This is a genomic window from Chelatococcus sp. HY11 (assembly GCF_018398335.1).
GTDB lineage: Bacteria > Pseudomonadota > Alphaproteobacteria > Rhizobiales > Beijerinckiaceae > Chelatococcus.
Window position 1 is genome coordinate 1,296,150 of sequence record NZ_JAHBRX010000002.1, and the last position, 24,037, is coordinate 1,320,186.

The window sequence follows — 24,037 nt, forward strand, 5'->3', positions numbered from 1 at the left end:
TTCGGTTGAAAGAGCCGACTTTTCGCGACCATCAATGGCTGTTTGAACTGGCATCGTCCTTGCTTGCCGATCTTCGACCGGGCGTATATTGCACCGGCGAAGACGACCTAAGGATGGGCCGGCTTCGTAGCACTTCCCTTTTCCCGCGGGCTGATGGCGGTTCGCAATCCGGATGTTCCGGCAACGCTGCGGCGTTGAATTTGCGAGTTGCAAGCCATGGGTCGTCAATTGACGGGCGCGCAGTCGCGCGCTGATCTCATCCAGATCAATTCTGGGCGCCAAAGCGATCTCACGATTTTCCAGTTCGAGACCGATTCTGGTGGCTCCATGCGCTGCATTCCGATGGCGGTGCGCTTCAAGCTCAATCGTTGCGGGGTCAAGCTGTCGCTGCGTGAGTGGAGCCGCTTCAGCTATGACGATCGATTGCTGCTGTCCCATAAGGCGCGCCAGACGCGGGAAGAAGCTCGCGGCCATCGAACTGTCTTGGTCGAGCTGATCGAAACGCGTGTGCCGGAAGAGGCGAAGGACGTTGCCATCGCCCCCGCACCGATCTGGGCCGACACCACGTGCATGGCCGAGGTCGTTCACAACTACGCTCATACGCTCGGCCTTGCACCGCCGACGCAGCAACAGTGGGCTTCGCGGACGGCGCTGCAGCGCTTCATCTCGATGAGGCTCACACGTGAAGGCCACGGCAACGAAAACTTCGTTCCGGCCATGCGCGAGTTCTGCGTGCTCGAAACGGAAGAGGCGTCGGCGTGACAAAAAAGGCGGTCAAGAGCGTCTGTCCATATTGCGGCGTGGGCTGCGGCATCGTCATGGAGGTCGATGCCGGAACGATCGTGAAGGTGTCGGGAGACAGATCCCACCCAACGAACTTCGGGCGCCTGTGCACAAAGGGCTCGACCTGCGGCCAGCCGGTGGCCTCCGCCGGCCGCGCGAGCAAGCCGTTTGTCGCTCGTCCGGACGGATCAGACGAGGGCCTGACAATGGCCGAGGCGATCACGCGAACGGCCAAGGGCCTGCGCGCCATCGTCGACAAGCACGGACCGGACTCCATTGCCTTCTATGTCTCCGGCCAGATGTCCCTGGAGGCGCAATATCTCGCCAACAAGCTCAGCAAGGGCTTTGTCGGCACAAACAATATCGAATCGAACTCTCGGCTGTGCATGGCCAGCGCCGGTAGCGGATACAAGCTGTCGCTCGGTTCGGACGGGCCGCCTGGCTCCTATCAGGATTTCGACAAGGCCGACTTGTTCTTCGTCATCGGCTCCAACATGGCCGATTGCCATCCGATCCTGTTCCTGAGAATGATGGATCGCGTGAAGGCAGGCGCGAAACTCATCGTCGTCGATCCGCGCCGCAACGCCACCGCTGACAAGGCTCATGTGTTCCTGCAAATCCGTCCCGGAACGGATCTGGCGCTGCTCAATGGCTTGCTGCATCTGCTGGTAAAGGGCGGGAAAATCGACGAAGACTTCATCGCCCGCTTCACAGAAGGTTGGGAAGTCATGCCCGGCTTCCTGGAGGACTATCCGCCTGGGAAGGTGGCCGAACTAACCGGGTTGCTGGAAGAGGAGATCTGTAAGGCCGCCGAGTTGATCGGCGAATCACGTCAGTGGATGAGCTGTTGGACCATGGGCCTCAACCAGAGCACCCACGGCACCTGGAATACCAACGCGATCTGCAATCTCCACTTGGCGACCGGCGCCATCTGCCGTCCAGGGAGCGGTCCTTTCTCCTTGACCGGACAGCCCAATGCGATGGGCGGTCGCGAGATGGGCTACATGGGCGCGGGATTGCCGGGCCAGCGCACAACTCAGAGCGAAGCTGACCGGGCCTTCGTCGAGAAGGTCTGGGGCGTGCCGGCCGGGACGCTGCGCGCCGAAGCCGGTGGCGGGACGGTCGCCATGTTCGAGGAGATGGCCGCCGGCAAGATCAAGGCCTGCTGGATCATCTGCACCAATCCGGTCGCCAGCGTGCCGAACCGCAAGACCGTCATCGCCGGTCTTGAGGCATGTGAGTTGGTGGTCACCCAGGACGCCTATCTGGAGATGGAAACCAACGCCTACGCGGACATCATTCTGCCGGGCGCCCTCTGGGCAGAGGGCGAGGGCGTGATGATCAATTCCGAGCGCAACATGACGCTGATGCGCAAGGCGCTGGAGCCACCGGGCGAGGCCCTGCCGGACTGGCAGATCATCGCCCGCGTCGCCTGCGAGATGGGCTATGCCCATGCCTTCACCTACGCCGCGGCATCCGAGGTTTTCGACGAGATCCGCCAATTCTGGAATCCGAAGACCGGATACGACATTCGCGGCGCCAGTCACGCGAAGCTGGCGGAGACGCCGTTGCAATGGCCGATCGCGCCGGATGCGGCCGCCGACCGCAATCCCGTCCGCTACCTCAACAACGGCGTGAGCCGGAGCGAACTGATCGCTCTCGACGGCTCTCATCCGGAGATCGCTTTTGCAACCGAGGGCGGCAAGGCGTTCTTCCTGGCGCGTCCGCATATCACGCCGGCGGAGATGCCGGACGCCGACTTTCCATTCGTGCTCAACACTGGCCGCTTGCAGCACCAGTGGCATACGCTCACGAAGACCGGAAAAGTCGCAACGCTCAATAAGCTGAACCCCGGTCCGTTCATCGAGCTGCATCCAGAAGACGCCAGCATTCTGGGAATAGGCAATAAAGATCGGGTCGAGATCCGATCACGACGTGGTCGGGCGATTTTGCCTGCTGTTGTCACTGATCGAGTGCGTCCAGGAAACTGTTTCGCGCCCTTCCACTGGAACGATGTCTATGGCGACGATCTGGCCATCAATGCGGTGACGAGCGATGCGGTCGATCCACTGTCGATGCAGCCGGAGTTTAAGTTCAGCGCCGTTGCCCTGGCTCGTGTGAGCGGTCCGATCGAGGCCGCGCAGGCAGATGCCGATGCGTCCGCGACCGCCGCCCCCATCCAAATGGCCGCTGTGCCGCGTGTTGAAGCGACCGCCATGCAGCATGCTGTTATCGCAACGCTTGGACGTGCTCCCGCGCCGCAGGGGCCCGGAGCATCGTTCGCCCGTGCTGATAGGTTCGCCCGGCTTGCTGACATGCCCATCGCGAGCGCGCCGGAGCTTGGGCCGGACGACCATCAATATCTGCAGGGCTTTCTCGCCGCATTGCGATCAGATGGGTCGGGAAATGGCGGCATTCCTGTGTTGCCGCAGACTGCGCCGATCGACCCGGCGAAGCGCCATTATCTGAACGGTCTTCTCGCGGGCCTTTTCTCGCGAACGTCGGGGCCGCTGGATGGTCTCGAACCTGATCGGCTGAACGCCTCATCCGCAACTTCGGCCGTGGCTCAAGTGCCGGAAAAGCCGGCACAAGCCAAACTGTCGCGTCCGGAGGTCCTGATCTTGTGGGCTTCACAGACCGGCAACGCCGAAGATGCGGCCAAGCGCTGCGAGCGTCGCCTGCAGGCGGAGAACTATCCGACCCGGCTGATCTGCATGGAGAACGCAAGCGTGAAGGATCTCCTGAGCGCATCTGTTCTGCTGGCCGCCGCGAGCACGTTTGGCGACGGTGATTCTCCGGACAATGGAGCGGCATTTTGGACTGCCTTGTCGGCTCCCGGGATTCCGGCGCTGTCGGCTGTGCGATTCGCCGTCCTCGCCTTCGGTGACTCGAGCTACGATCAGTTCTGCGGGTTCGGTCGCAAGCTCGATGCGCGCCTGGCAGAACTTGGAGCCAATCGACTTGTCGATCGCGGCGATTGCGAACCGGATGACGAGGAAACGCCGACCGCCTGGCTCGATCGCGTGTTGCAGGCGTTGGACGGGACTGCGCGGACCGGAACGTCGCTTGTTGCACCCCCGGGTGAGCCGAGATTGATCGCGGCCGCGCCAGCGACGGTCGCGACGGCGGTTTTGGCCCCGTCAATCAACGGCTCCGTTTCAGGGCGCGAGCGTTCGGTTGGTGAGGAGAAGATCTATTCCCGGAAGAACCCTCTTCTCGCCAGCCTCAAGCTCAATCGCCTGCTCAGCGGACCCGGCGCGGCGAAAGAGGTTCGGCAGTTCGGTTTCGACCTCGCAGGTTCGGGTATGGTTTACCGGGCCGGCGACGCGCTCGGAGTATGGCCAACCAACTGCCCGGAGCTCGTTATCGAATTCCTGGATCTGCTCGATCTGACGGGCTCCGAACCCGTCACGCTCAAAGGCAAGGGAGAGATGAGGCTTGCTGAGGCTCTGCGCCGCCATCTTGAGATCACGCGGATCACGCGTGATTTTCTCGAGTTTGTGCATAGCGTCTCGAAAGAAGCGCCGTTTGCACCACTTTTGGCGGACGACCGCGAGGCCGACTTGCAGAGCTGGATCTGGCGTCGTCAGATCGTCGACGTGATGCGCGACACGCCCATTCGCGTTGATGCCCAATCCATTGTTGCGGCGCTGAAGCCCCTGCGGCCGCGTTTGTATTCAATTTCGTCGAGCCCTCGGGAGCGTGCCGACGAGGTGCAACTGACGGTTTCCACAGTCCGCTTTGAAAGCGCGTGGGGTCGCCGCAAGGGCGCTTGCTCGACCTTTCTCGCGGACCGCGCAGAGCGGACGATGTTGCCTATCTTCGTGCAACGATCCATGGATTTCTATCCGCCCGAAGACGGGGATACGCCGATGATCATGGTGGGGCCTGGCACCGGCGTAGCTCCGTTCCGGGCATTCATGCAGGAGCGTCTTGCAGCGGGCGCCAGGGGCGATAACTGGCTGTTCTTTGGCGAACAGCATGCGGCGAGTGATTTCTATTATCGCGACGAAATCGCCGGCTGGCGTTGCGATGGTGGTCTAACCCGATTGGACCTCGCGTTTTCACGTGACGACGAGGAGAAATTCTACGTCCAACACAGGATGCTGGAGCGGGGAGCCGAGCTCTGGAGATGGCTCGACAGAGGAGCGCACTTCTACGTCTGCGGAGATGCCGAGCGCATGGCAAAAGACGTCGATATCGTTCTCAAGATGATCGTGTCGCAACACGGTGGCTTAAGCGAAGATGATGCGGAGTCATACGTGAGCCGCATGGCGCAGGAGAAACGCTATGTGCGCGACGTCTATTGAGGCGATGAGGGCGCTCATTTGCATTGCACAAAAATTAGCCCCTCAATTGCCCTCCCTTCGAGCCTCCGCAGCCTTCAGGCGCGCGAGGCCGGCTAGAAAAGCCTGAGATCCTTCCACTTTCTTGCTCACGTGAATCTGGCACGTGACTTGCTTTGAAGTTTAACATCGGTCCAGAAGCGGCCGAGTGGATACGGCGCGAAGGTGGGTCGTATCTGGTCACCCACGTGTTTTCAGCGAGCTGATGGCGGTTCGCGATCCGGATGAGTCCGGCGGCGCATTGCGCTGGTATTGCGAGCCATCAGATATGAAGCGCACCTTCCTCGCATCGGGTCATCTCCCGACACTCGTTTCTTGTTTTGCCTATTTCGATCTGAGCTTCGCCGTCTGGGTGCTGCTTGGTCCGCTGGCGGTTTTCATCGCCCAGGACCTCCAGCTCAATCCCGGGCAGACAGGCCTCATGGTTGCCGTGCCGGTGCTTGCCGGTGCGGTCCTGCGGTTCGTGAACGGCATCCTGGTTGGCCAATGGAAAGCGCGCCGTGTCGGGCTCCTGATGCAGCTCGTGGTGATTGGCGCTCTCGTCGCCGCATGGCTGTTCGGCGTTCATTCCTATGCCCAGCTGCTGACACTCGGGTGTCTGCTCGGCGTCGCCGGCGCCTCGTTCGCCATCGCACTTCCGATGGTGTCCTACTGGTATCCGCCGGAGCATCAGGGAACGGCGCTCGGGCTCGCCGGCGCGGGAAATTCAGGGACGGTCCTTGCGTCTCTGCTGGCGCCGTCACTCGCCGTCGCATTCGGCTGGCAGAACGTGTTCGGGCTCGCAGCGCTTCCGCTGATCGCGGTGTTTGTTCTTTTCTTCGCGGTCGCCAAGGACAGCCCGAACTCGCCGCCGCCCAGGCGAATGTCAGATTACGGGCGTCTTCTAAAGACTGCCGACGCCTGGTGGTTGATGCTCTTCTACTGCGTCAGCTTTGGCGGCTTTGTCGGCCTGTCGTCCTTCCTGCCGATCTATTTCCACAATGAATTCCGTCTTACGCCTGTGACGGCGGGATATCTCACCGCCGCCTGCGTATTCGCCGGCTCTTTCGCCCGGCCGTTCGGTGGAGCGCTTGCCGATCGGGTCGGCGGCACAAAGGCGCTGATGGTCGTCTATGCGATCGTCGCCGTGGCCCTCATGATCGTGGCAAAAAGCATGCTGCCGATGCCCGGTACGCTCGCGGTGCTGCTTGTCGGGATGGTCGCGCTCGGAATGGGCAATGGCGCGGTCTTTCAACTCGTGCCTCAACGCTTCGGCCAGGATGTCGGTCTCATGACCGGACTCGTCGGCATGACCGGCGGAATTGGAGGTTTTGCGCTCGCCGCTGCCCTCGGCTACGCGAAACAATTCACTGACAGCTATGCCTTGGGGCTCACGCTCTTTGCTCTCCTCGCGCTTGTCGCCTGGGGAGGGATCGCAGCCGTGCGCATTCGCTGGCGCCAGGACGCGGAGCAACTCGCAGGCGTGCGTGTTTGATCTGCCCCGAGCCATGGAACGAGGGACAATATGACCGAGAAACTTGTGATCGTTGGCAACGGCATGGCGCCTGGCCGGATGCTGGAACATCTCTTCGAAGATGCGCCTGGCCGCTATGAGGTCGTGATCTTCAACGCCGAACCGCGTGTCAACTACGACCGCATCATGCTTTCGCCGGTGCTTTCCGGCGAAAAGGATTTCGAACAGATCATCATCCACGGCGACGGCTGGTACATCAAGCACGGCATCACCCTTTACAAAGGGCACAAAGTCGTCGCCATCGATTGCGCCGTCAGGACGGTGACGTCTGATCACGGCGTTGTCGAATCTTATGACAGGCTCGTCATCGCGACGGGTTCGGTGCCCTTCATTCTCCCTGTCCCAGGGGCGAACCTTCCAGGCGTCCTCACCTACCGCGATCTGGACGATGTCGACGCGATGCTGCTCGCGGCCCAGTCGCGAGCGAAAGCTGTTGTAATCGGCGGCGGTCTTCTTGGTCTGGAAGCGGCTGCCGGGTTGAAGGAGCGCGGCATGGACGTGACCGTGCTGCACCTAATGCCGACGTTGATGGAGCGTCAGCTCGACTCCGCCGCGGGTTATCTTCTGCAGCGCGCCATAGAACGCCGCGGCATCAACGTGCTGACCAAAGCGAACACCAAGGCGGTCGTCGGCTCGGGAAAAGTCGAGGGTGTGGAACTCGCCGATGGCACTGTGATTCCGGCGGACCTCGTCGTGATGGCAGCCGGTATCAAGCCGAGCTCCGGGCTCGCCAAGGAGGCGGGGCTCGCGGTCAATCGCGGCATCCTGGTCGACGCACATTTGCGGACCTCGGATCCAGACATTCTGGCCCTCGGAGAATGTGCCGAAATCGGCGGGCATGTGTACGGCCTGGTTGCGCCGCTCTATGAAATGGCGCGCATCGCTGCCGCGGGACTGGCCGGAAAGACGGTCGCGGGCTTTGTTCACAGCGACACGCCGACGAAGCTGAAGGTGACAGGCATCGAACTCTACTCGCTCGGCGATTTCGCCGACGGCGACGATCGCGAGGAGATCGTCCTGCGGGATGCGGCGGCCGGCGTCTACAAGAGGGTGATCCTCAAGGACGATCGGATCATTGGCACCGTACTCTTTGGTGAAACGTCCGACGGAGCCTGGTTCAACGATCTCAAGAAGAAGGCAGCGAACGTCGCGGAAATGCGCGAAACGCTCATCTTCGGGCAGTCGCATCAGGGCGGCGCGTCGAGCGATCCTCTCGCTGCCGTTGCTGCCCTTGCAGACGACGTGGAGATATGCGGCTGCAATGGCGTCTGTAAGGGAAAGATCGTTTCGGCGATCACGAGCAAGGGCCTCGCCTGCCTCGACGACGTGCGTGCGCACACCAAGGCGTCTGCATCCTGCGGCTCTTGCACGGGCCTTGTCGAGAAGCTGATGACACTGACTCTCGGTGGCGCCTACAACCCTTCTGCTGTTCAGCCGATATGTGGCTGCACCACGCTAGGCCATGACGAGGTGAGGCGGCTCATCCGCGCGAAGGGATTGAAGACCATTCCCGCCCTTATGCAGGAGCTCGAATGGAAGACGTCCTGCGGCTGCGCGAAATGCCGGCCGGCGCTGAACTACTATCTCGTCTGCGAGTGGCCTGACGAATATGCGGATGATTATCAGTCGCGCTTCGTCAACGAGCGCGTTCACGCCAACATTCAGAAAGACGGAACCTATTCGGTCGTGCCGCGCATGTGGGGCGGCGTGACGAGCGCCAAGGAACTGCGCACGATCGCCGACGTCGTCGACAAATTCAACATTCCGACCGTGAAGGTCACCGGCGGCCAGCGTATCGACATGCTCGGCATCAAAAAGGACGACCTCCCGGCGGTCTGGGCCGACCTGGGACAGGCCGGCTTCGTATCGGGCCACGCCTATGCAAAGGGCCTGCGCACGGTGAAGACCTGCGTCGGCTCCGACTGGTGCCGGTTCGGTACGCAGGATTCCACCGGCCTCGGCATCCGGATCGAAAAATTTCTGTGGGGGTCCTGGTCGCCTGCCAAGGTCAAGATGGCTGTTTCAGGCTGCCCTCGGAACTGCGCGGAGGCGACCTGCAAGGATGTCGGCGTGATCTGCGTCGACTCTGGCTTCGAGATCCATTTCGCGGGCGCCGCCGGTCTCGATATCAAGGGCACGGAAGTCCTCGGCCTTGTGAAGACGGAGGACGAGGCCCTTGAGGTCATTACGGCCCTCGTCCAGATGTACCGGGAGCAGGGCCGCTATCTCGAGCGCATCTACAAATGGGCGAAGCGTGTCGGTGTCGCGGAAATCCGTCACCAGGTTCTCGATGACCTCGACAAGCGCAAAGCCTACTTCGATCGCTTCGTCTTCAGCCAGAAGTTCGCGCAAGTCGATCCGTGGTCGGAACGTGTCTCCGGCAAGGACAAGCATGAGTTTCGGCCGATGGCCACGATCGGCGTTGCGATGGCGGCGGAATGATGAACATGAACTGGATCGCCATCGGACAGATATCTGACATCCCGCTCCGCGGGGCGCGCTGCGTTGCCACGCCGCAGGGGAAAATTGCGGTATTCCGCACGTTCGAGAACCAATTCTTCGCGATTGAAGATCGCTGCCCGCACAAGGGCGGACCGCTCAGCCAGGGCATCGTTCATGGCGCGGCCGTCACCTGCCCCCTGCACAGTTGGGTGATCTCACTCGAAACCGGCAAGGCGCTTGGCGCCGACGAAGGATCGGTTCGCACCGTCCCCCTCAAGGTTGAAGGCGAGCAGCTCTTCATCGCCAGCGATGCCCTCGAGAGAATGGCGGCCTGAAATGTTTCAGCAAACACCCATCATGCGCACAGTTGCCCGCGAGCCCATCGAGCGCGACGCAATCCGTATCGCCCCGCTCGCCGTGCTCCCTGTGTTCTTCTGCCTTACGGGCAAGGTTGCGATCGTTGCCGGAGGTTCCGACGCCGCTGCCTGGAAGGCCGAACTCCTCGTTGCCGCAGGAGCCCGCGTCGTGCTCTATGCGCCCGCTGCGACCGTGGGCGAGCAATTTGCCCGATTGCTCGGTGACCGCGTCGACGGCAGCATCACGCATCACGACCGCGTATGGACGCCCGATATTTTATCAGGCGCCGCGATCGCGATCGCCGACGCAGATACGGATACAGAGGCACAAGCGTTTCACGCTGCGGCGAAGGCTGCGGCCGTGCCGGCCAATATCATCGACAGGCCGGCCTATTGTGATTTTCAGTTCGGCACGATTGTGAATCGGTCTCCCGTCGTCGTTGGCGTTTCGACCAATGGTGCCGCCCCGATCCTGGCGCAGGCCGTGAGACGCAAGATCGAGACGCTGCTGCCGACGTCGCTTGCCGCCTGGGCCGAGATCGCGCGAAAGCTTCGCGCGACATTCCACGAGGCACTTGAGCCCGGGCTTCCGCGCCGGGCTTTCTGGGAGCGATTTGTCGATCGGGCTTTCGGGCCTGCTCCGGACGCAACGGGAGAGCAGGCGCTCCTTGAGGACTGCGGGCGGATCGCAGACGCCACGGCGAAGACAACTGGTCGGGTCACCTTCGTTGGCGCCGGGCCTGGCGATGCCGAGTTGCTGACGCTAAAGGCGGTTCGCGCTCTCCAAGCCGCAGACGCCATTCTGTTCGACGATCTGGTCTCGGATGAAGTGCTGGAACTCGCGCGCCGCGAGGCCAAGCACATCCTCGTCGGCAAGCGAGGCGGACGCCCGAGCTGCAAGCAAGACGACATCAACGGCATGATGGTGAACCTTGCACGGGCCGGAAAGCACGTCGTGCGGCTCAAATCGGGCGATCCCATGATCTTCGGGCGCGCCGGAGAGGAGATCGAACGGCTCGATAGCGAAGGCATCCCCGTCGAGGTTGTGCCCGGCATCACGGCCGGCATCGCGATGGCAAGCACGCTCGGGGTTTCTCTGACACACCGGGACTGCGCGAGGTCGGTTCACTTCGTCACGGGTCACTCCCGCAATGGGAGAATCCCGGACGACATCGACTGGAATGCTGTCGCCGATCCGTCGTCAACCACAGTCTTCTACATGGCCGGAGCTACAGCGGGACCAATCGCAACCAAGTTGCGCGCGCACGGGCTGGAAGGCAGCACACCCGTCGTAGTCGCGGCGGCGCTAACCCGTTCCGATCAAGATGTGTGGTGCGGCGAGTTGGATGACCTCTCCGCCACGCTCCAAGACAAGCCTCATTGCGGTCCCGTCGTCATCGGCATCGGCCCTGTATTCGGCCGACGACGTGCAGCTCTCGCCAAATGCGTTGACGTTGAGGACCGACAGCCACTCCGTCAGAGCGTCGCCTGACGACGCTCTCCCTGCAAATCCCGCCAGCACCACCCCTTGCCCCTGCGGCACCAACCAATGTCCCAAATGATCAACGGCATGTCCCTGGCGGTCAAGCCTAGCGATCCGTTCAGGGCGATGATGGCCTGCGTCAAAATATGCTGGTCTCGCCAACGGATCTCTCTAATGCAACGACACGCCAGCCGGCGCCAATTCAAAGGAGACAGTGGGCTTTAGGCCACCGACCCGCGGGCATCGCTATTAGACGTCCTGGCTGAGGACGGAAGGTTAAGTTTTGCCCGTGGTTAACATGTGTCGGCATCCCTGATCTCCTATGACGCCGCAGTGTTTTTTTGGAGTAGCAGCATTGAAAATGCGCAGCCTCGTCACACTCGCGCTTATTCCAGTCGCGCTCACCTCTCCAGCATTGGCGGCACAAGGCACGACAACCGCCAATGTTAATGTGCGCAGTGGCCCAGGAACGAATTTCGCGGCGGTCAAAACACTTCCCGCGGGATCAACCATAGACATTCTCGATTGCGATGGATCGGGCGGTTGGTGCGCAATTTCCTCTGGCGGAGGACGGGGATTTGTCAGTGGACGGTATCTCAGAAAAAACGATGAACCTGACGGTTGGCCGCGGTCCTTCGCCACGGCGAGGGGACGAATGATCCTTTACCAGCCGCAATTTACCGAGTGGACCGACTTCAAAACGATAGACGCCTTGGTCGCCGCGGAACTCGATAGGGGTGGGAGCACTCCGCCTGTGTTCGGCGTGATCAGCCTGAAAGGGGACACATCCACTGACGAGGACGCGGAAAAAATCGTCATCAGCAACGTAGTCGTGACCGCGTTGAACTTTTCGGGCCTTGACCGTGCGGATCTCGCGGCGCTGCAATTGGAGGTGGGTAAGCTGCTGCCGACCGAACCGCTTTCGGTTGCGACGGCGCGTGTCACGACGAGCCTTGCCGATCAGAAGCGCACGAGCGACGTCAGCGGATTGAAGGCCGACCCGCCAACAATTTTCACATCGACGACGCCTGCGCTCCTGCTTCAAACGGATGGCGAGCCGGTCTTCGGGCCTGTGAAAGGGAAGGCAGGACTGTCTTTCTTGGTCAATACGAACTGGGATCTCTTTCGTGTTGACGCGGGAGGCGCACTTTATCTGCGTCATGACACGCATTGGCTCCAGGCGGCAGCGCTCGCCGGACCATGGACGGTGGCCGCCACACTTCCCGAACTCCTGCAAACCTTGCCCCAGGATGGAGACTGGGCCGATGCCCGCGCGGCGATCCCGCCGGAACCGTATCCGTCGGGTCAAAATCCAAAAATCATGGTAGCGTCCGCAGCGTCAGAGCTTATTATCTTTGCCGGAGAGCCGGCATTACAAGACATCCCTCGCACATCCCTGCGGTGGGTATCCAATACCGACCTGGATGTATTCTTCGATACAGCAGGCCAACAATGGTACGTGTTGCTGTCAGGGCGCTGGTTTCGTGCATCGTCTCTTAACGGCCCCTGGACCTTTGCCACCCCCGATCTTCCCGGTGACTTTCGGAATCTTCCCGAGGATGCCCCGTATTTTTCGGTAAGGGCATCGGTGCCTGGAACATCAGACAATGCGGAGGCGCGACTGAGGGCGAGCATACCGACAACCGCGCGCGTCGAGGACGGTTCCATTACACCCAGCGTCGCCTACACGGGCGAGCCACAGTTCGTTCCAACAGGGGCGACCGGCGTGTCTTACGCTGCCAATATCTCCGGTATCGTGCTGGCAGTTGGCGGGCATTATTATTTGCTGCAGGATGGCGTTTGGTTCGTGGCGGAGCAGCCAAATGGGCCTTGGCAGTTGGCACGCCAAATCCCCGATGAGGTCTACGCAATCCCTCCGTCATCACCCGTGTACAACGCGACATATGTCCGTGTGTATGACACTGAACCAGGGGCGGTTTGGTACGGTTACTCAATGGGCTATCTATTTGGTTTCCTCGCTTGGGGAACCTATGTCTTCGGAACGGGCTGGTCCTATCCCCCCTATTGGTACAACTGGGCAGGATATACTGTCCCCGTCTATTTTCCTCGGCCAGCAACATGGGGCATCGGCGCGTACTATAACCCAGTTCGCGGCGCCTTCGGACGCTATGGATATTCCTATGGCCCCTATCGCGGCATCGCCGGCGTGCGAATGTGGAACCCGGCCACCGGCACCTACGCCCGCGCCGGCGTGGCCTGGGGGCCACGCGGAACCGCCGGCTTCGTCGGAGCCTATAACCCGCAATCCGGCCGCGCCGGCTATGTCGCGGGTGGCCGCAATGTCTATGGAGCATGGAAATCGGCGGGGGTGAAGCAAGGCGCGGAATGGGCGCGATTGACGTCACGCACTGCCGGAGGCGGCTCGGCCATGAGTTGGGCCACGGGGGAAGGCCGCGGCTTTGTCCGAGAGGGGCGACGCGGTGATATCTATGCGGGGCGCGACGGGACTGTATATCGCAATTCGGGCGGCCAGTGGCAGCGCTTCGATGGCGGCTGGCAGAACGTCGCGCGTCCCGACCGCAATGAGCTTGCTGCCGCCGGCGACGGTCTCGGTGCTGTGGCGGGCGCGGGAGCCGCCGCCGCCGTCGGCGCAGCCGTGAACCAGCGGGTGAACCCTGGAACAAGGCAAACGGAGCGCAACGGACAGGCCACAACACGCCGAGAGCAGGCCGGAAGAACGCCGCGCCAGTCCCATGGCGAGGCCGCGCAACAGCGTGCGAAAGGCCAGGGGCAAGCGAGGCAGGCGCCGAGCCGGTCTGCAGGAAAGCCGCGACCGGCTGCTCGCGCTGCGCTACCGAATAGCGTTATGAGAGACGCTCAGGCGCGTGCTCTTGGTAACCAGAGGCAACTTGCGAACCCGGCCGCCTTTCGGCAGGCGCCCCAGTTCTCCCGAGGGCCAGCCTCTTTTGCGCCGCGAGGCGGTTATAGTGGCGGCCGAGGGATGGGCGGCGGTGGAGGTCGTGGCCGCGGAGGCCGGCGCTAGGGGACATGATGTTCAATGTCAGGAACCGCAGAATTCTGCGGCCAGGAACCATCGCTTGTCACAATGGACAAGTTGCGCATCCCTCCAGTCCGCGGACAACAAGTACTCATAAGCCCCTTTGCAAAGGTGCTGCAAGCTCTTGCTTCCAAGCGGTCAGAGTTCACTGTCTCATCGCAGGCCGGAACCAATGGGGCTCAATCGATTCGCTGCTCTTGTTTGACTGAGTGCTTGTTCCGAGCGAATCTCGCGCAACGATCGAGACGACCTTATCCGAAAGATGGTGACTTTCGGTCGGGCACGCATCGGCAGCTCGTGCCAGCGCCATCCAGCGAAGTTTCAATATGAAAGCGATGCGGCCGTGCCGTTTGGAGCCGGTGGCAAAAAGAGAGCGTGGGTTTCCGCTTTGTGCGAAGCTTGAAGGCTCGTCGCGAAACCATCGGTATTGTATTCCCGCCAGTTGTAAAGGTTTTTAACTAATATCTGTGGTCGGGCGATTTACAATAACCGCTTTTCCGTGCCTTCAAATTCTAGAAGGCCGCGCCCGGAGGAAGCTTGTTGACGTCCAAGCCCGCCTCGTTCATCGATGCGAGGATGAGCTTGGCGGCGCGACCAGAGGTTTGCAGATCAACGGCCCATTCCTGGAGGAATTTTGTGAAACGGCCGTCCCCATCCTTGCGGCAACCACCACCAGAGGCCGGGGCATAGAGCGGTTGCAAGGGAATGATGCTGCCGATATTGGGGTTGCGCTTGGCGCCGTTCATGCCGAGCAGAAGCCCCATGATGGCTGCGTCCGCATTTCCCGAAATCACATCGAGGACGACCTCGCCGGCGCTCTTGAAGCCGCGGAAAGTCACCTTGGTCAATCGGTCGCGTGCAGCGGCTTCGTCGGTCGATCCCTGAATGACTGAAATGCGGATACCTTTCTTGTCATAGTCATCCCAGCTGGTGCCTGGGTTAAAACTGGTACTGTTAAAGGCAGCCACAGGCATCATGTAGATCGGCCCGAACATATCGATGGCCTTCTTGCGTTCTTCTGTAACCGTCAGCCCCATATGCACATCCACGCGGTTGGCCTGAATGTCGAGCACGATGTTCTGGAGTGAGCTTGGTACTTCCTCTACCTCGAGCTGCTTCCCGACTTTCTCACTCAGTCGGGCTGTAAAGTCCTCCGCCATGAGGCGCCTGAAGCCACGGGGCTTGCCATCCAATGTAAAATTGTAAGGCGCCTGGTTGGGATACATTCCAAAACGGACTTTTCCCGTTTCAACGGCCTGATCCCAAGCTGATGGAGCCTGAGCGAAAACACGGCCGGTTCCGCCAAGGGTTCCAGCGAATGCAGCCGATGCGGACAGAGCAAGCATGCCGCGCCTGTTCAACACTATTCCGCTCACGATCGATCTCCCGAAAAGCGCCCCACCGTTTGGTTCAATTGCCAAACTGAATTTCTTATACAAAAACACTTAGCTGTCTGATGTCAATGATACGATCATGATATATAGGCATTCTCGGATCAGAAATGGATTAATGGTAGAATATTGTTTCTTATATGAAACATTTGATGGAATGAGGGGCAATGGCTAAGCGCGCATTCTCGGGTATCAGAATCGTCGATTTCACCCATGTGTTATCGGGGCCTTTCTGCACGTATCAGCTCGGCCTCCTCGGTGCTGACGTGATCAAGGTCGAGGAACCCGGCCTCGGCGACTATATGCGTCGTCGCGGCTCCGATCGTGACTTGAGGCGGAGGCTCATGGGCGATCATTTCCTCAGCCTCAATGCCAACAAACGTTCGATCGCTATCGATCTCAGGTCGAAGGAGGGAGCAGCGGTGGCGCGGCGCCTCGTCGATGATGCGGACGTTGTTGTCGAAAATTTTCGCGCTGGTGTCATGGAGGAGCTTGGACTTGGCTACAAGGCAGTCTCCGAAACGAACCCCGGGCTCATCTATTGTGCATTGTCCGGCTATGGCCGCAGCGGCCCTTACGCGACGCGCAAGGTCTATGACCAGGTGGTACAGGCCAGTTCGGGCTTGATGTCGGGCACCGGGGAGATCGGGGGAGGGCCGATCAAGAGCGGCTCGCCCGTGCTCGACTATTCGAGTGGTCTTATGGCCGCATTCGCCATCTCGGCCGCCCTGTTCCAGCGCTCGGCCGACGGGCTTGGGCAGTTCATCGACGTGGCCATGCATGATACCGCGTTGATGCTGATGAGCACGTCGATCATGAACCAGACCCGTAGTGGAAAGGCACCCCGTCCCCACGCGAACGAGCACCCCCTTGCCGCCGCGAGCTGCTACGTCGCAGGCGACGGCGAACTGATCATGCTTGGTTGCTGTACGCAGGGACAATTCGAGCGCTTATGCGTCCTGATCGGGCGCCCCGACATCGCTGCCGATCCCCGTTTCAGCGACGTCAACACGCAAGACGTTCATCGTGCTGCATTGGTCGACATACTGCAGGCGGAAATGCGGGCCCGAACCGCGGAGGATTGGGAGAGACATCTGGCCGACCATGTGCCGGCCTCGCGCGTCCGCTCGCTGTCGGAGGGGATGGATCAGGCCCGCCTGAACAATCGTGAAGTGATCAGGTCGATGGTTCCGCCGGAAGACTTTCCCGGCCCGGTCGAAGTTCCCGTCGCGGCCTATATGTTCGGTCACGGCGGACCAGAGATTACGTCTTTTCCACCAGAGCTCGGTGCCAATACGCGTGATATCCTGCGTGAGCATGGATATGACGATGAGACGATAGAGCGGCTGATCGTTGAAAGTGCCGTGGAAGCGGACTTGGATCGGAACCTGCCCCTATAGTCCTCGGCAGGCCACATCATTAACCCATGAACACGTCGCTGAGAAGAAGGCGCGTCGGACTGTGCCTCCCCGGTTAAGCGTGGTGTTCATGGGTTCCGGGCTCGGGCCTTTCGGCCCGCCCCGGAATGACACGGTGGTTCCGTATAAAATCAGCTGGCTCTAGAATTTAACCTCGGCAGGTATCGCTTCGATTCCGAAACCCGCCTGCTTCAGGGATTCGAGGATGACATCCTGGACCCGGCCGCTGGCGCGATATTCCTCGGACCACTTCTGCACGAATGTGGTGAAGCGACCGTCCCCATCCTTGCGGGCGCCGCCACCTGATGGCAGCGCGTGTGGCGGCTGCAGCAGGGTCATCTCCTTGAAGTTCGGGTTCTTGTCCATGGCGTTGATGCCGAGAAGGACGGAGGTCACCAAGGCATCGGAATTGCCGGACTGCACGTCGAGAATCGCTTCAGCCATGCCCTTCATCGCGCGGATCGTGGCCTTCGGCATGTACTTACGCACGGCATCTTCATCCGTGGTGCCCATCACAACCGCGACGCGGGTCTCAGGCGTATTCAACGCTTCCCAGGTATTACCCTTCAAGGCACCACCGGCCGTTATCGCGACAACCGGTACGGAATAGAGCGGGCCAAACATGTCGAGTGCCGCCTTGCGCTCCGGCGTTTCCGACATGCCGAAGAAGGTATCGATACGGCCCGACTGGATATCGAGGACGAGAGTGGACCAGGTCGAATTCTCGTATTCGATCGCGATCGGTTTGCCGAGTTCTTTAGACAAGGCCGTCGCGAGATCCTCCCCCATCTGGATCGCCAAGCCTTCCTGCTTGCCCTTGACCTCGAACTGGTAGGGAGGACGGTTCGGGATCAGGCCGACCTTGAGAATACCCGTTTTGGCGATATTGTCCCAAGTCGAGCCGGATTGGGCGAAAGATGGCGAATTGGCGCCGAAGCTCGCAAACGCAACGGTTGCCACCAGTAGGCCAGTCGCCGTGCGGCGGGTCAGTTTCATGGTTCACTCCTCTTTTGGTTTATGGTTGACCGCGTATCCGGGCTCTGCCCGTCGGCGTTACGCGAGCACCTCGGCCAGCGTCTGCTCCATCTTTTCGATAATCTCATCGATCTGGGCTTCCGTGACGATGTAGGGAGGCGCCAGAAGGACGTGATCACCAAGCACGCCGTCGGCACATCCCGCGGACGGATAGCAGATCAGGCCGTTGCTCATGGCCCGCTCGCGGAATCGCTCGGCGATGCGGCGCGAACGCGGGAACGGGATCTTGCCGTCACGGTCGGCGACAAGTTCTATCGTCTGGAAAAGGCCGCGCCCGCGAATGTCGCCAACAGCCGGATGCTGACTGAAGCTGCGCTCCAGGCGCCGCCGCAGCAGGCTGCCCATCCTCTCGACCCGCTCGACGAGGCCGTCCTCTTCAATCGCCTCCAGCACCGCTAGCGCTGCTGCGCAAGCGACGGCATGGCTCATGTAGGTGTGGCCGTTGGCGAGCGTGCCCGAACCCGCCTCGATGCCGGCGACCACCTTCCTGGATGCGAGCATTCCACCAATGGGCTGATAGCCTGCGCCAAGACCTTTCGCCACGGTGATAATGTCGGGGCAAACGCCTTCCTGCTCGATGGCAAAAAGAGTTCCGGTGCGCCCCATGCCGCACATGACCTCGTCGGCGATGAACAATACGCCATAGTGGTCGCAGATCTCGCGGATGCGCCTGAAGTAGCCGGGCACGGGTGGTACCGATCCAAGGGTCGCGCCCGATACCGGCTCGGCGACGAAAGCCGCGACCTTGTCCGCGCCGACAGCGAGAATAGTGCGTTCCAGCTCGTCCGCCCGCCGCAAGCCATAGGCTTCCAGCGTCTCACCGGGCTCGATGTCGCGGTAGGGATGGCAGGCGGGGATGTGCTCGACATTCATCAGCATCGGCGCGTATGTGGCACGACGCTGCATATGCCCGCCCACCGACAACGCGCCGAGTGTGTTGCCGTGATAGCTCATGCGGCGGGCGATGAACACGCTGCGCGCGGTCTCGTCGCGTTCGACATGGTACTGGCGGGCCAATTTGAGTGCGACTTCCATCGCTTCCGAACCGCTTCCCACGAAGACGGCGCGGCCTCTGCCGAAGCCTTCGGGAGCGCGGGCGATCAGCTTTTCGGCCAAGGCTTCGGCGGGCTGATTCGTGAAGAACGAGGTGTGCGCGAAAGGCAGCGTGCCGATCTGCTCACGGACGGCCGCTATCACGCGCTCATCACTGTGTCCCAGACATGAAACAGCGGCCCCGCCGGAAGCGTCGAGATAGGAGCGACCTTCGGAGTCGAACAAATAACACCCCTCCCCACGAACGACCTTGGGAAGGCCGATCTTAAGGTCGCGGTGGAGCACACTAGTCATGTCGTCACTTCTCCCTGATGTGCGAGCCGCAAGCTGACATTGTTTCCTATATAAATCAATAGTTGCCATACAAAACATAAACCGTTAGCGTCAGACTTGCAGACGGGCGCCGGCGCGGCGACGAAGCTGAACCCTCACATGTGTGAGCAAGAAGGTGTGCGCTCTTGGATTTTCCGGTCACGATCAACGCAGAGCCTTTCACGCAGCTACCGAAGGCGCTGCATGCGCGTGGGGCTCCGAGCGAGTGGGAGCGGGTTACGCGACCGGGAATGAAGCTGCATTCTTTTCTGGAGGGGCCGGAATTCGACGACGCCGGCAATCTCTGGCTGGTTGATGTACCAAACGGCCGACTGTTCAGCGTTTCGCCCGATGGTGAATGGCGCGTGGCATTCTCTTACGCGGGAGAGCCGCACGGCCTCGCTTGGCTTGGCGATGGCGTGTTCGCGTTGACCGACTACAGGCAGGGTGTGCTGCGGTTCGACAGCAAAACATCGAGTCTCGAAACATTGTGCCGCGGGGTTAACAGTGAATCCTTCCGCGGCCTGGGGGACATCGCGCGCGCGCCGGACGGCGCGCTCTGGTTTGGCGACCCCGGCCGCTCGAGCCTGAGCGACCCCACAGGCCGACTGTTCCGGCTGCGACCGGGGCATGACACGCCGGATCTCGTCCTGAACAACGTGCCTTATCCCAACGGCATCGCGCTCGGTGGCGGCGGAGCCTATGTCTATGTGGCGGCGACCCGCGCCAATGCGATCTGGCGGCTGATGGGGAAATGGCCCGATCCGGTGCATCCCATGGTCGGCCTGCATATCCAGTTGTCAGGCGGCCTGGGCCCAGACGGCCTTGCCGTAACATCCGGTGGTCTGCTGGCCGTTGCTCAGGCGCAGGCGGGGCGTGTCCACGTCTTCGACGCGTTGGGCGATCCCGTGGCGAAGATCCACACCCGGGGCGGCCTCTGGACGACGGCGGTCCGGTTCGATGCCGCGGGCCGATGGCTCTATATCACCGAGGCTGAGCACGGCACGATCTACCGGGCCGATATGGCCGGCATTTCCGCAGGCGCGGACGCGAAATAGGAAGAAGAGGGAGTTCCTCCATGAAAGTGACACGCGAAACCCTGCACGGTGCGATCCCCGCCGTGGTCACACCGTTCGCGGAGAATGGCGAGATCATGAAGGACGCCTTCGTGCAGTTGGTCGATTGGTTGATCGCGCAGGGTGCCAACGGGATTTGCGTCGCCGGCGACAACGGCGAGAGCTGGACTTTGTCCGCCGAGGAGCGTGCACTGTTGACGCGGCTGGCGGTCGAAACCTCGCGCGGTCGCGTGCCGGTCATGTGCGGGGCGACGGCGGCAAGCGCGGGTGGGTCTGTCGCCTATGCACAAGCGGCTCGCGACGCGGGCGCCGACGGGCTGCTCCTGATGCCGCAGACCTACGTGCTGAAGGCCTCGCGCGACGAGTTGCTTCGCCGCTTCGAGGCTGTTGCCAAGGCAGTCGACCTGCCGATCGTCGCCTACAACTCGCCGCGCCGGACCTCGATAGACCTGTCTCTCGACGATCTCGATGCCCTGCTGGGTGTGGCGCCGATCGTCGGGTTGAAAGAGAGCAACCGCGATTTCTTCCACCATACCCATCTGATCGAACGTTTCCGCGAACGCATCGCCGTCCTGATCGGCCCATGCCACTATATTCTGCCGGGTGTCGCGCTCGGCGCGCAGGGCTTCATAGCCACCGGGCCTGAGCTGCTCGGTGAACGCAATCGCATGATCATGGACGTCGCGCGCCGCGCTCCCGACGAAAATTACCGCAAGCTGCATGTGCACCTGACCACGATCTACCAGGCGCTGATGGGCACGGGCACCTGGCCTGCCGCGTTCAAGGCCGCGCTCAACCTTCTGGGTCAGCCGGCCGGCGTTCCGCGCGATCCGGTGATGCCGCTCGGGGGAGCCGAACTCGAAAGGCTCCGGCAGACGATGATCGCCTGTGAGATGATCTCCGCATGACACGTGCCTTCGCCGGGATACGGGTCATCGACCTCACACATGTTTTGGCAGGGCCGTTTGCCGCCTATCAGCTCGCGGTTCTCGGCGCGGATGTGATCAAGATCGAGCATCCGGAGCGGCCGGACCAGGTGCGGGAAACCGGAACCGATCCCTCCCTCGGCCAACGGCTGATGGGCACCAACTATCTCAGTCAAGGCTCCAATAAGCGCTCCCTGACGCTGGATTTGACGCAGCCAGCCGGACGGGAAGTCCTGGCCCGCTTGCTCGCCACGGCGGATGTCCTTGTCGAAAACTATCGGGCCGGCGCGCTGGAGGCGCTCGGCTTCGGCTACGAGGCGGCGATCGCGCTGAAACCCGACCTCGTCTACTGCTCGATCACCGGATTCGGGCAGACAGGGCCGAAGCGCGCATACACCGCCTATGACGGGATCGTACAGGCATCGTCCGGCCTGATGTCCGTCACCGGTACACCGGAAGTAACTCCGCTGAAGGTCGGGGCGCCCGTCATCGACTACGCCGCCGGCACCACAGCTGCACTCGCCATCTCTGCGGCACTTCATGCGCGAGCGCGCACCGGCGAGCCGCAGTTCGTCGATGTGTCGATGCAGGACGTGGCGCTCATGCTGATGAGCTCCAATATCACAGGCTTGTCGGCGTCCGGTCAGATGCTGTCGACGCCGCGCGGCAACGATTTCGTGACGGCCGAGGGCAGCTGCTATCGGACGCGCGATGGCATGATCATGATCGCTGCGCTCAATCGGCGCCAGCAGGAACGGCTGTGGGGCGCGGTCGGTAGGCCCGATCTTGGCCCGACACCGGAAGATGCGACGCAGACGGCTTCGCCCGCACGCGATGCGGAGCGCAGGAAGGTGCTGGCCGAAACCTTCGCCGGCGCAGGTGCACAGGAATGGGAGCAGCGTCTCAACGCGGCTGGCGTCCCGGCCGCGCGGGTTGGCACGGTGGCCGAAGCGCTGGCGAGTGAACAGGTCGCGACCCGGCCGAGCCTCACCCACGTACACCCAAACCTCTTCGGCGATGACCGCGATATCACCGTGCCGGTCGCCGGCTTTGGCTTCGCTCGCGGAGGTCCGAGCATCGACAACGCGCCGCCCGCCATGGGAGCCGACAGCCTTTCGATACTTGAGGAACTCGGCTACGGCGCCGGCGCAATCGACGGGCTGCTGCAGGCCCGCGTTACCTCGACAACAACGAACAATCAGCAGCACAGCGCGGGGGACGATCCGTCGATCGGCCCTCGCGCCCATGAGGGGGCTGCCTCGAAGAACGGAACGGTTGTATGAGATATCAGTTCGACTGGGGCGCCGTGATCGACCCCTCGCTGTGGCTGAGCGCCATCGGCGTCACCCTTTCCTACGCGATCGGCACGATCATCGTCGGCATGCTGCTCGGAATCGTCTGCGGCATAGCCCTGCTGTCGCCGCGTGCCATACTGCGCTGGCCGGTCAATGCTTATGTGCAGTTCTTCCGCTGCACACCGCTGATGGTGCAGATCGTCTGGTTCTACTATGCCCTGCCGATCCTGAGCGGTGTACGCATCCCGGCATGGATTGCCGCTGGTCTGGGCCTTGCTCTCTACATGGGAGCATTCTGCGCGGAGATCTTCCGTGGTGGCGTCATCTCGATCGAGAAGGGCCAGTGGAATGCGGCCCGTGCTCTTGGTATGTCGCAAACCCGGATGATGCTCCATATTATTCTGCCGCAGGCACTTCGCCGCATGGTGCCGCCCTTTGTGAACCAGTGCGTTCTTCAGCTGAAGAACACATCTCTCCTCTATGTCGTCGCCGTTCCCGACATCATGTATTCGAGCTACCAGATCACCGCCCAGACCTATCGCCCTCTTGAGGTCTATACACTGGCTGCGTTGATCTATTTCCTGCTCCTCTACCCTCTGACCCATTTCTCGAAGAAGCTGGAGGCGCGCGTTGACCGCTGATCATGTAATCGAAGTCTCCGGGCTGGAGAAATCCTACGGCGACTACAAGGCGCTCAGGGGCGTCTCCATGCAGGTCCGCCGCGGCGAAGTGCGGGTGCTGATCGGTCCGTCGGGCTGCGGCAAGTCAACGCTGTTGCGCTGCCTCAATCTGCTCGAAGAGCCGGAAGCCGGCACGCTGCTCTTCGGGACCAGCAGGTTCTCGTTCGGCGATAGTGCGGCCATGCCGATAGCCAAGGTTCAGGACAAGCATCGCCAGCGGCTGGGCATGGTGTTTCAACAGTTTGACCTTTTCCCGCACATGACCGCGTTGCAGAACGTCATGAGCGGCCCGCGGTTGGTCAAGAACATGCCGCGATCGAAGGCAGAGGAGCTCGCCAGGCGCTTGCTCGCCAAGGTCGGGCTTGCCGACAAGGCCGAGAATCTCCCGCGCAACCTCTCCGGCGGTCAGCAACAGCGCGTTGCCATAGCGCGCGCGCTGGCGATGGAACCGGAGGTCATCCTGTTTGACGAGCCGACCTCGGCGCTCGATCCCGAGCTTGTGCAGGAAGTGCTGACGGTAATGACAGACCTTGCGCGGGAGGGAACGACCATGGTCATCGTCACCCACGAGATGCGCTTCGCACGCGACGTCGCACATAGGGTCAGCTTCATGGACAGTGGCCGCATCATCGAGGAAGGCTCCGCGGGGGAGGTGCTGGGCAACCCGCAGCACGATCGCACGATGGCATTCCTCGGTCGCTTTCAAAATGACACGCATTGAAATCGCTAAGGCTTATCCATGCTCCTGGCCGCATTCCAACTGCTTCGGTAAAGCGCTCTTTCCCTGGATATCGGTGCGAAATTACCACCGACAACACTGTCTATCGCGTTTTTAATATGGTACACACCGCCAATTGCTTCGTATATAAAACGTGCGCTCTAACGTTTGATGTCTGACGAGGGGGTACA

Annotated in this window: 16 protein-coding genes; 13 read left to right on the forward strand and 3 right to left on the reverse strand. The window is 61.5% G+C overall.

The genetic code is table 11. The features are described from left to right. Positions 1-216: 216 nt before the first annotated feature. The 7 genes from KIO74_RS26725 (at position 217) to KIO74_RS26755 (ending at position 13,927) form a co-directional block, all read left to right on the forward strand. The gene (locus KIO74_RS26725; RefSeq protein ID WP_213338134.1) at positions 217-762 is read left to right on the forward strand and encodes a nitrate reductase associated protein; all 546 of its coding nucleotides are present in this window, start codon (positions 217-219) and stop codon (positions 760-762) included. Beyond that, positions 759-5,093, forward strand: a complete 4,335-nt coding sequence (locus KIO74_RS26730) for a bifunctional nitrate reductase/sulfite reductase flavoprotein subunit alpha (RefSeq protein WP_291978350.1) — start codon at positions 759-761, stop codon at positions 5,091-5,093. The genes KIO74_RS26725 and KIO74_RS26730 overlap by 4 nt, the downstream gene beginning before the upstream one ends. Positions 5,094-5,397: 304 nt before the next feature. Further along, positions 5,398-6,603 carry a nitrate/nitrite transporter gene (locus KIO74_RS26735; RefSeq protein WP_213338135.1) on the forward strand — a complete coding sequence of 402 codons (1,206 nt, stop codon included), beginning with the start codon at positions 5,398-5,400 and terminating at the stop codon, positions 6,601-6,603. Positions 6,604-6,633: 30 nt separating this feature from the next. Then, positions 6,634-9,084: a nitrite reductase large subunit NirB gene (nirB, locus tag KIO74_RS26740; protein WP_213338136.1), complete on the forward strand. Its 2,451-nt coding sequence runs from the start codon at positions 6,634-6,636 to the stop codon at positions 9,082-9,084. Continuing rightward, positions 9,084-9,419 carry a nitrite reductase small subunit NirD gene (gene nirD, locus KIO74_RS26745; protein ID WP_213339263.1) on the forward strand — a complete coding sequence of 112 codons (336 nt, stop codon included), beginning with the start codon at positions 9,084-9,086 and terminating at the stop codon, positions 9,417-9,419. The genes nirB and nirD overlap by 1 nt, the downstream gene beginning before the upstream one ends. Before the next feature lies 1 nt (position 9,420). Next, positions 9,421-10,932: a siroheme synthase CysG gene (gene cysG, locus KIO74_RS26750; RefSeq protein ID WP_502762129.1), complete on the forward strand. Its 1,512-nt coding sequence runs from the start codon at positions 9,421-9,423 to the stop codon at positions 10,930-10,932. A 352-nt stretch (positions 10,933-11,284) separates the two neighbouring features. Further along, complete coding sequence (locus tag KIO74_RS26755) at positions 11,285-13,927, forward strand: SH3 domain-containing protein (protein WP_213339270.1); 2,643 nt, start codon at positions 11,285-11,287, stop codon at positions 13,925-13,927. Between the two features lie 527 nt (positions 13,928-14,454). On the opposite strand, the gene KIO74_RS26760 is transcribed toward KIO74_RS26755, so the two are convergent. After that, positions 14,455-15,288: a transporter substrate-binding domain-containing protein gene (locus KIO74_RS26760; protein ID WP_349629245.1), complete on the reverse strand. Its 834-nt coding sequence runs from the start codon at positions 15,286-15,288 to the stop codon at positions 14,455-14,457. A 212-nt stretch (positions 15,289-15,500) separates the two neighbouring features. Between KIO74_RS26760 and KIO74_RS26765 the strand changes: the two genes are divergently transcribed. Beyond that, positions 15,501-16,733, forward strand: a complete 1,233-nt coding sequence (locus tag KIO74_RS26765) for a CaiB/BaiF CoA transferase family protein (RefSeq protein ID WP_213338139.1) — start codon at positions 15,501-15,503, stop codon at positions 16,731-16,733. 159 nt (positions 16,734-16,892) lie between these two features. Here the strand turns inward: KIO74_RS26765 and KIO74_RS26770 are convergent, their stop codons facing one another. Further along, the gene (locus KIO74_RS26770; RefSeq protein ID WP_213338141.1) at positions 16,893-17,747 is read right to left on the reverse strand and encodes a transporter substrate-binding domain-containing protein; all 855 of its coding nucleotides are present in this window, start codon (positions 17,745-17,747) and stop codon (positions 16,893-16,895) included. Positions 17,748-17,804: 57 nt separating this feature from the next. Further along, a complete protein-coding gene (locus KIO74_RS26775; protein WP_213338143.1) occupies positions 17,805-19,133 on the reverse strand; it encodes an aspartate aminotransferase family protein in 1,329 nt (442 codons plus the stop codon). Positions 19,134-19,402: 269 nt separating this feature from the next. Here KIO74_RS26775 and KIO74_RS26780 point away from each other — a divergent pair, with 269 nt between their 5' ends. From KIO74_RS26780 to KIO74_RS26800, 5 genes are read left to right on the forward strand one after another with little or no spacing between them, the layout of a single operon-like run. Then, positions 19,403-20,209, forward strand: a complete 807-nt coding sequence (locus KIO74_RS26780) for an SMP-30/gluconolactonase/LRE family protein (RefSeq protein ID WP_213338145.1) — start codon at positions 19,403-19,405, stop codon at positions 20,207-20,209. 20 nt (positions 20,210-20,229) lie between these two features. After that, positions 20,230-21,135: a dihydrodipicolinate synthase family protein gene (locus tag KIO74_RS26785; RefSeq protein ID WP_249731490.1), complete on the forward strand. Its 906-nt coding sequence runs from the start codon at positions 20,230-20,232 to the stop codon at positions 21,133-21,135. Then, positions 21,132-22,436: a CaiB/BaiF CoA transferase family protein gene (locus tag KIO74_RS26790; protein ID WP_213338147.1), complete on the forward strand. Its 1,305-nt coding sequence runs from the start codon at positions 21,132-21,134 to the stop codon at positions 22,434-22,436. The genes KIO74_RS26785 and KIO74_RS26790 overlap by 4 nt, the downstream gene beginning before the upstream one ends. Then, positions 22,433-23,089 carry an amino acid ABC transporter permease gene (locus KIO74_RS26795; protein WP_213338149.1) on the forward strand — a complete coding sequence of 219 codons (657 nt, stop codon included), beginning with the start codon at positions 22,433-22,435 and terminating at the stop codon, positions 23,087-23,089. Before KIO74_RS26790 ends, KIO74_RS26795 begins: the two co-directional genes overlap by 4 nt. Continuing rightward, complete coding sequence (locus KIO74_RS26800; RefSeq protein WP_249731491.1) at positions 23,079-23,849, forward strand: amino acid ABC transporter ATP-binding protein; 771 nt, start codon at positions 23,079-23,081, stop codon at positions 23,847-23,849. The genes KIO74_RS26795 and KIO74_RS26800 overlap by 11 nt, the downstream gene beginning before the upstream one ends. Positions 23,850-24,037: the final 188 nt, after the last annotated feature.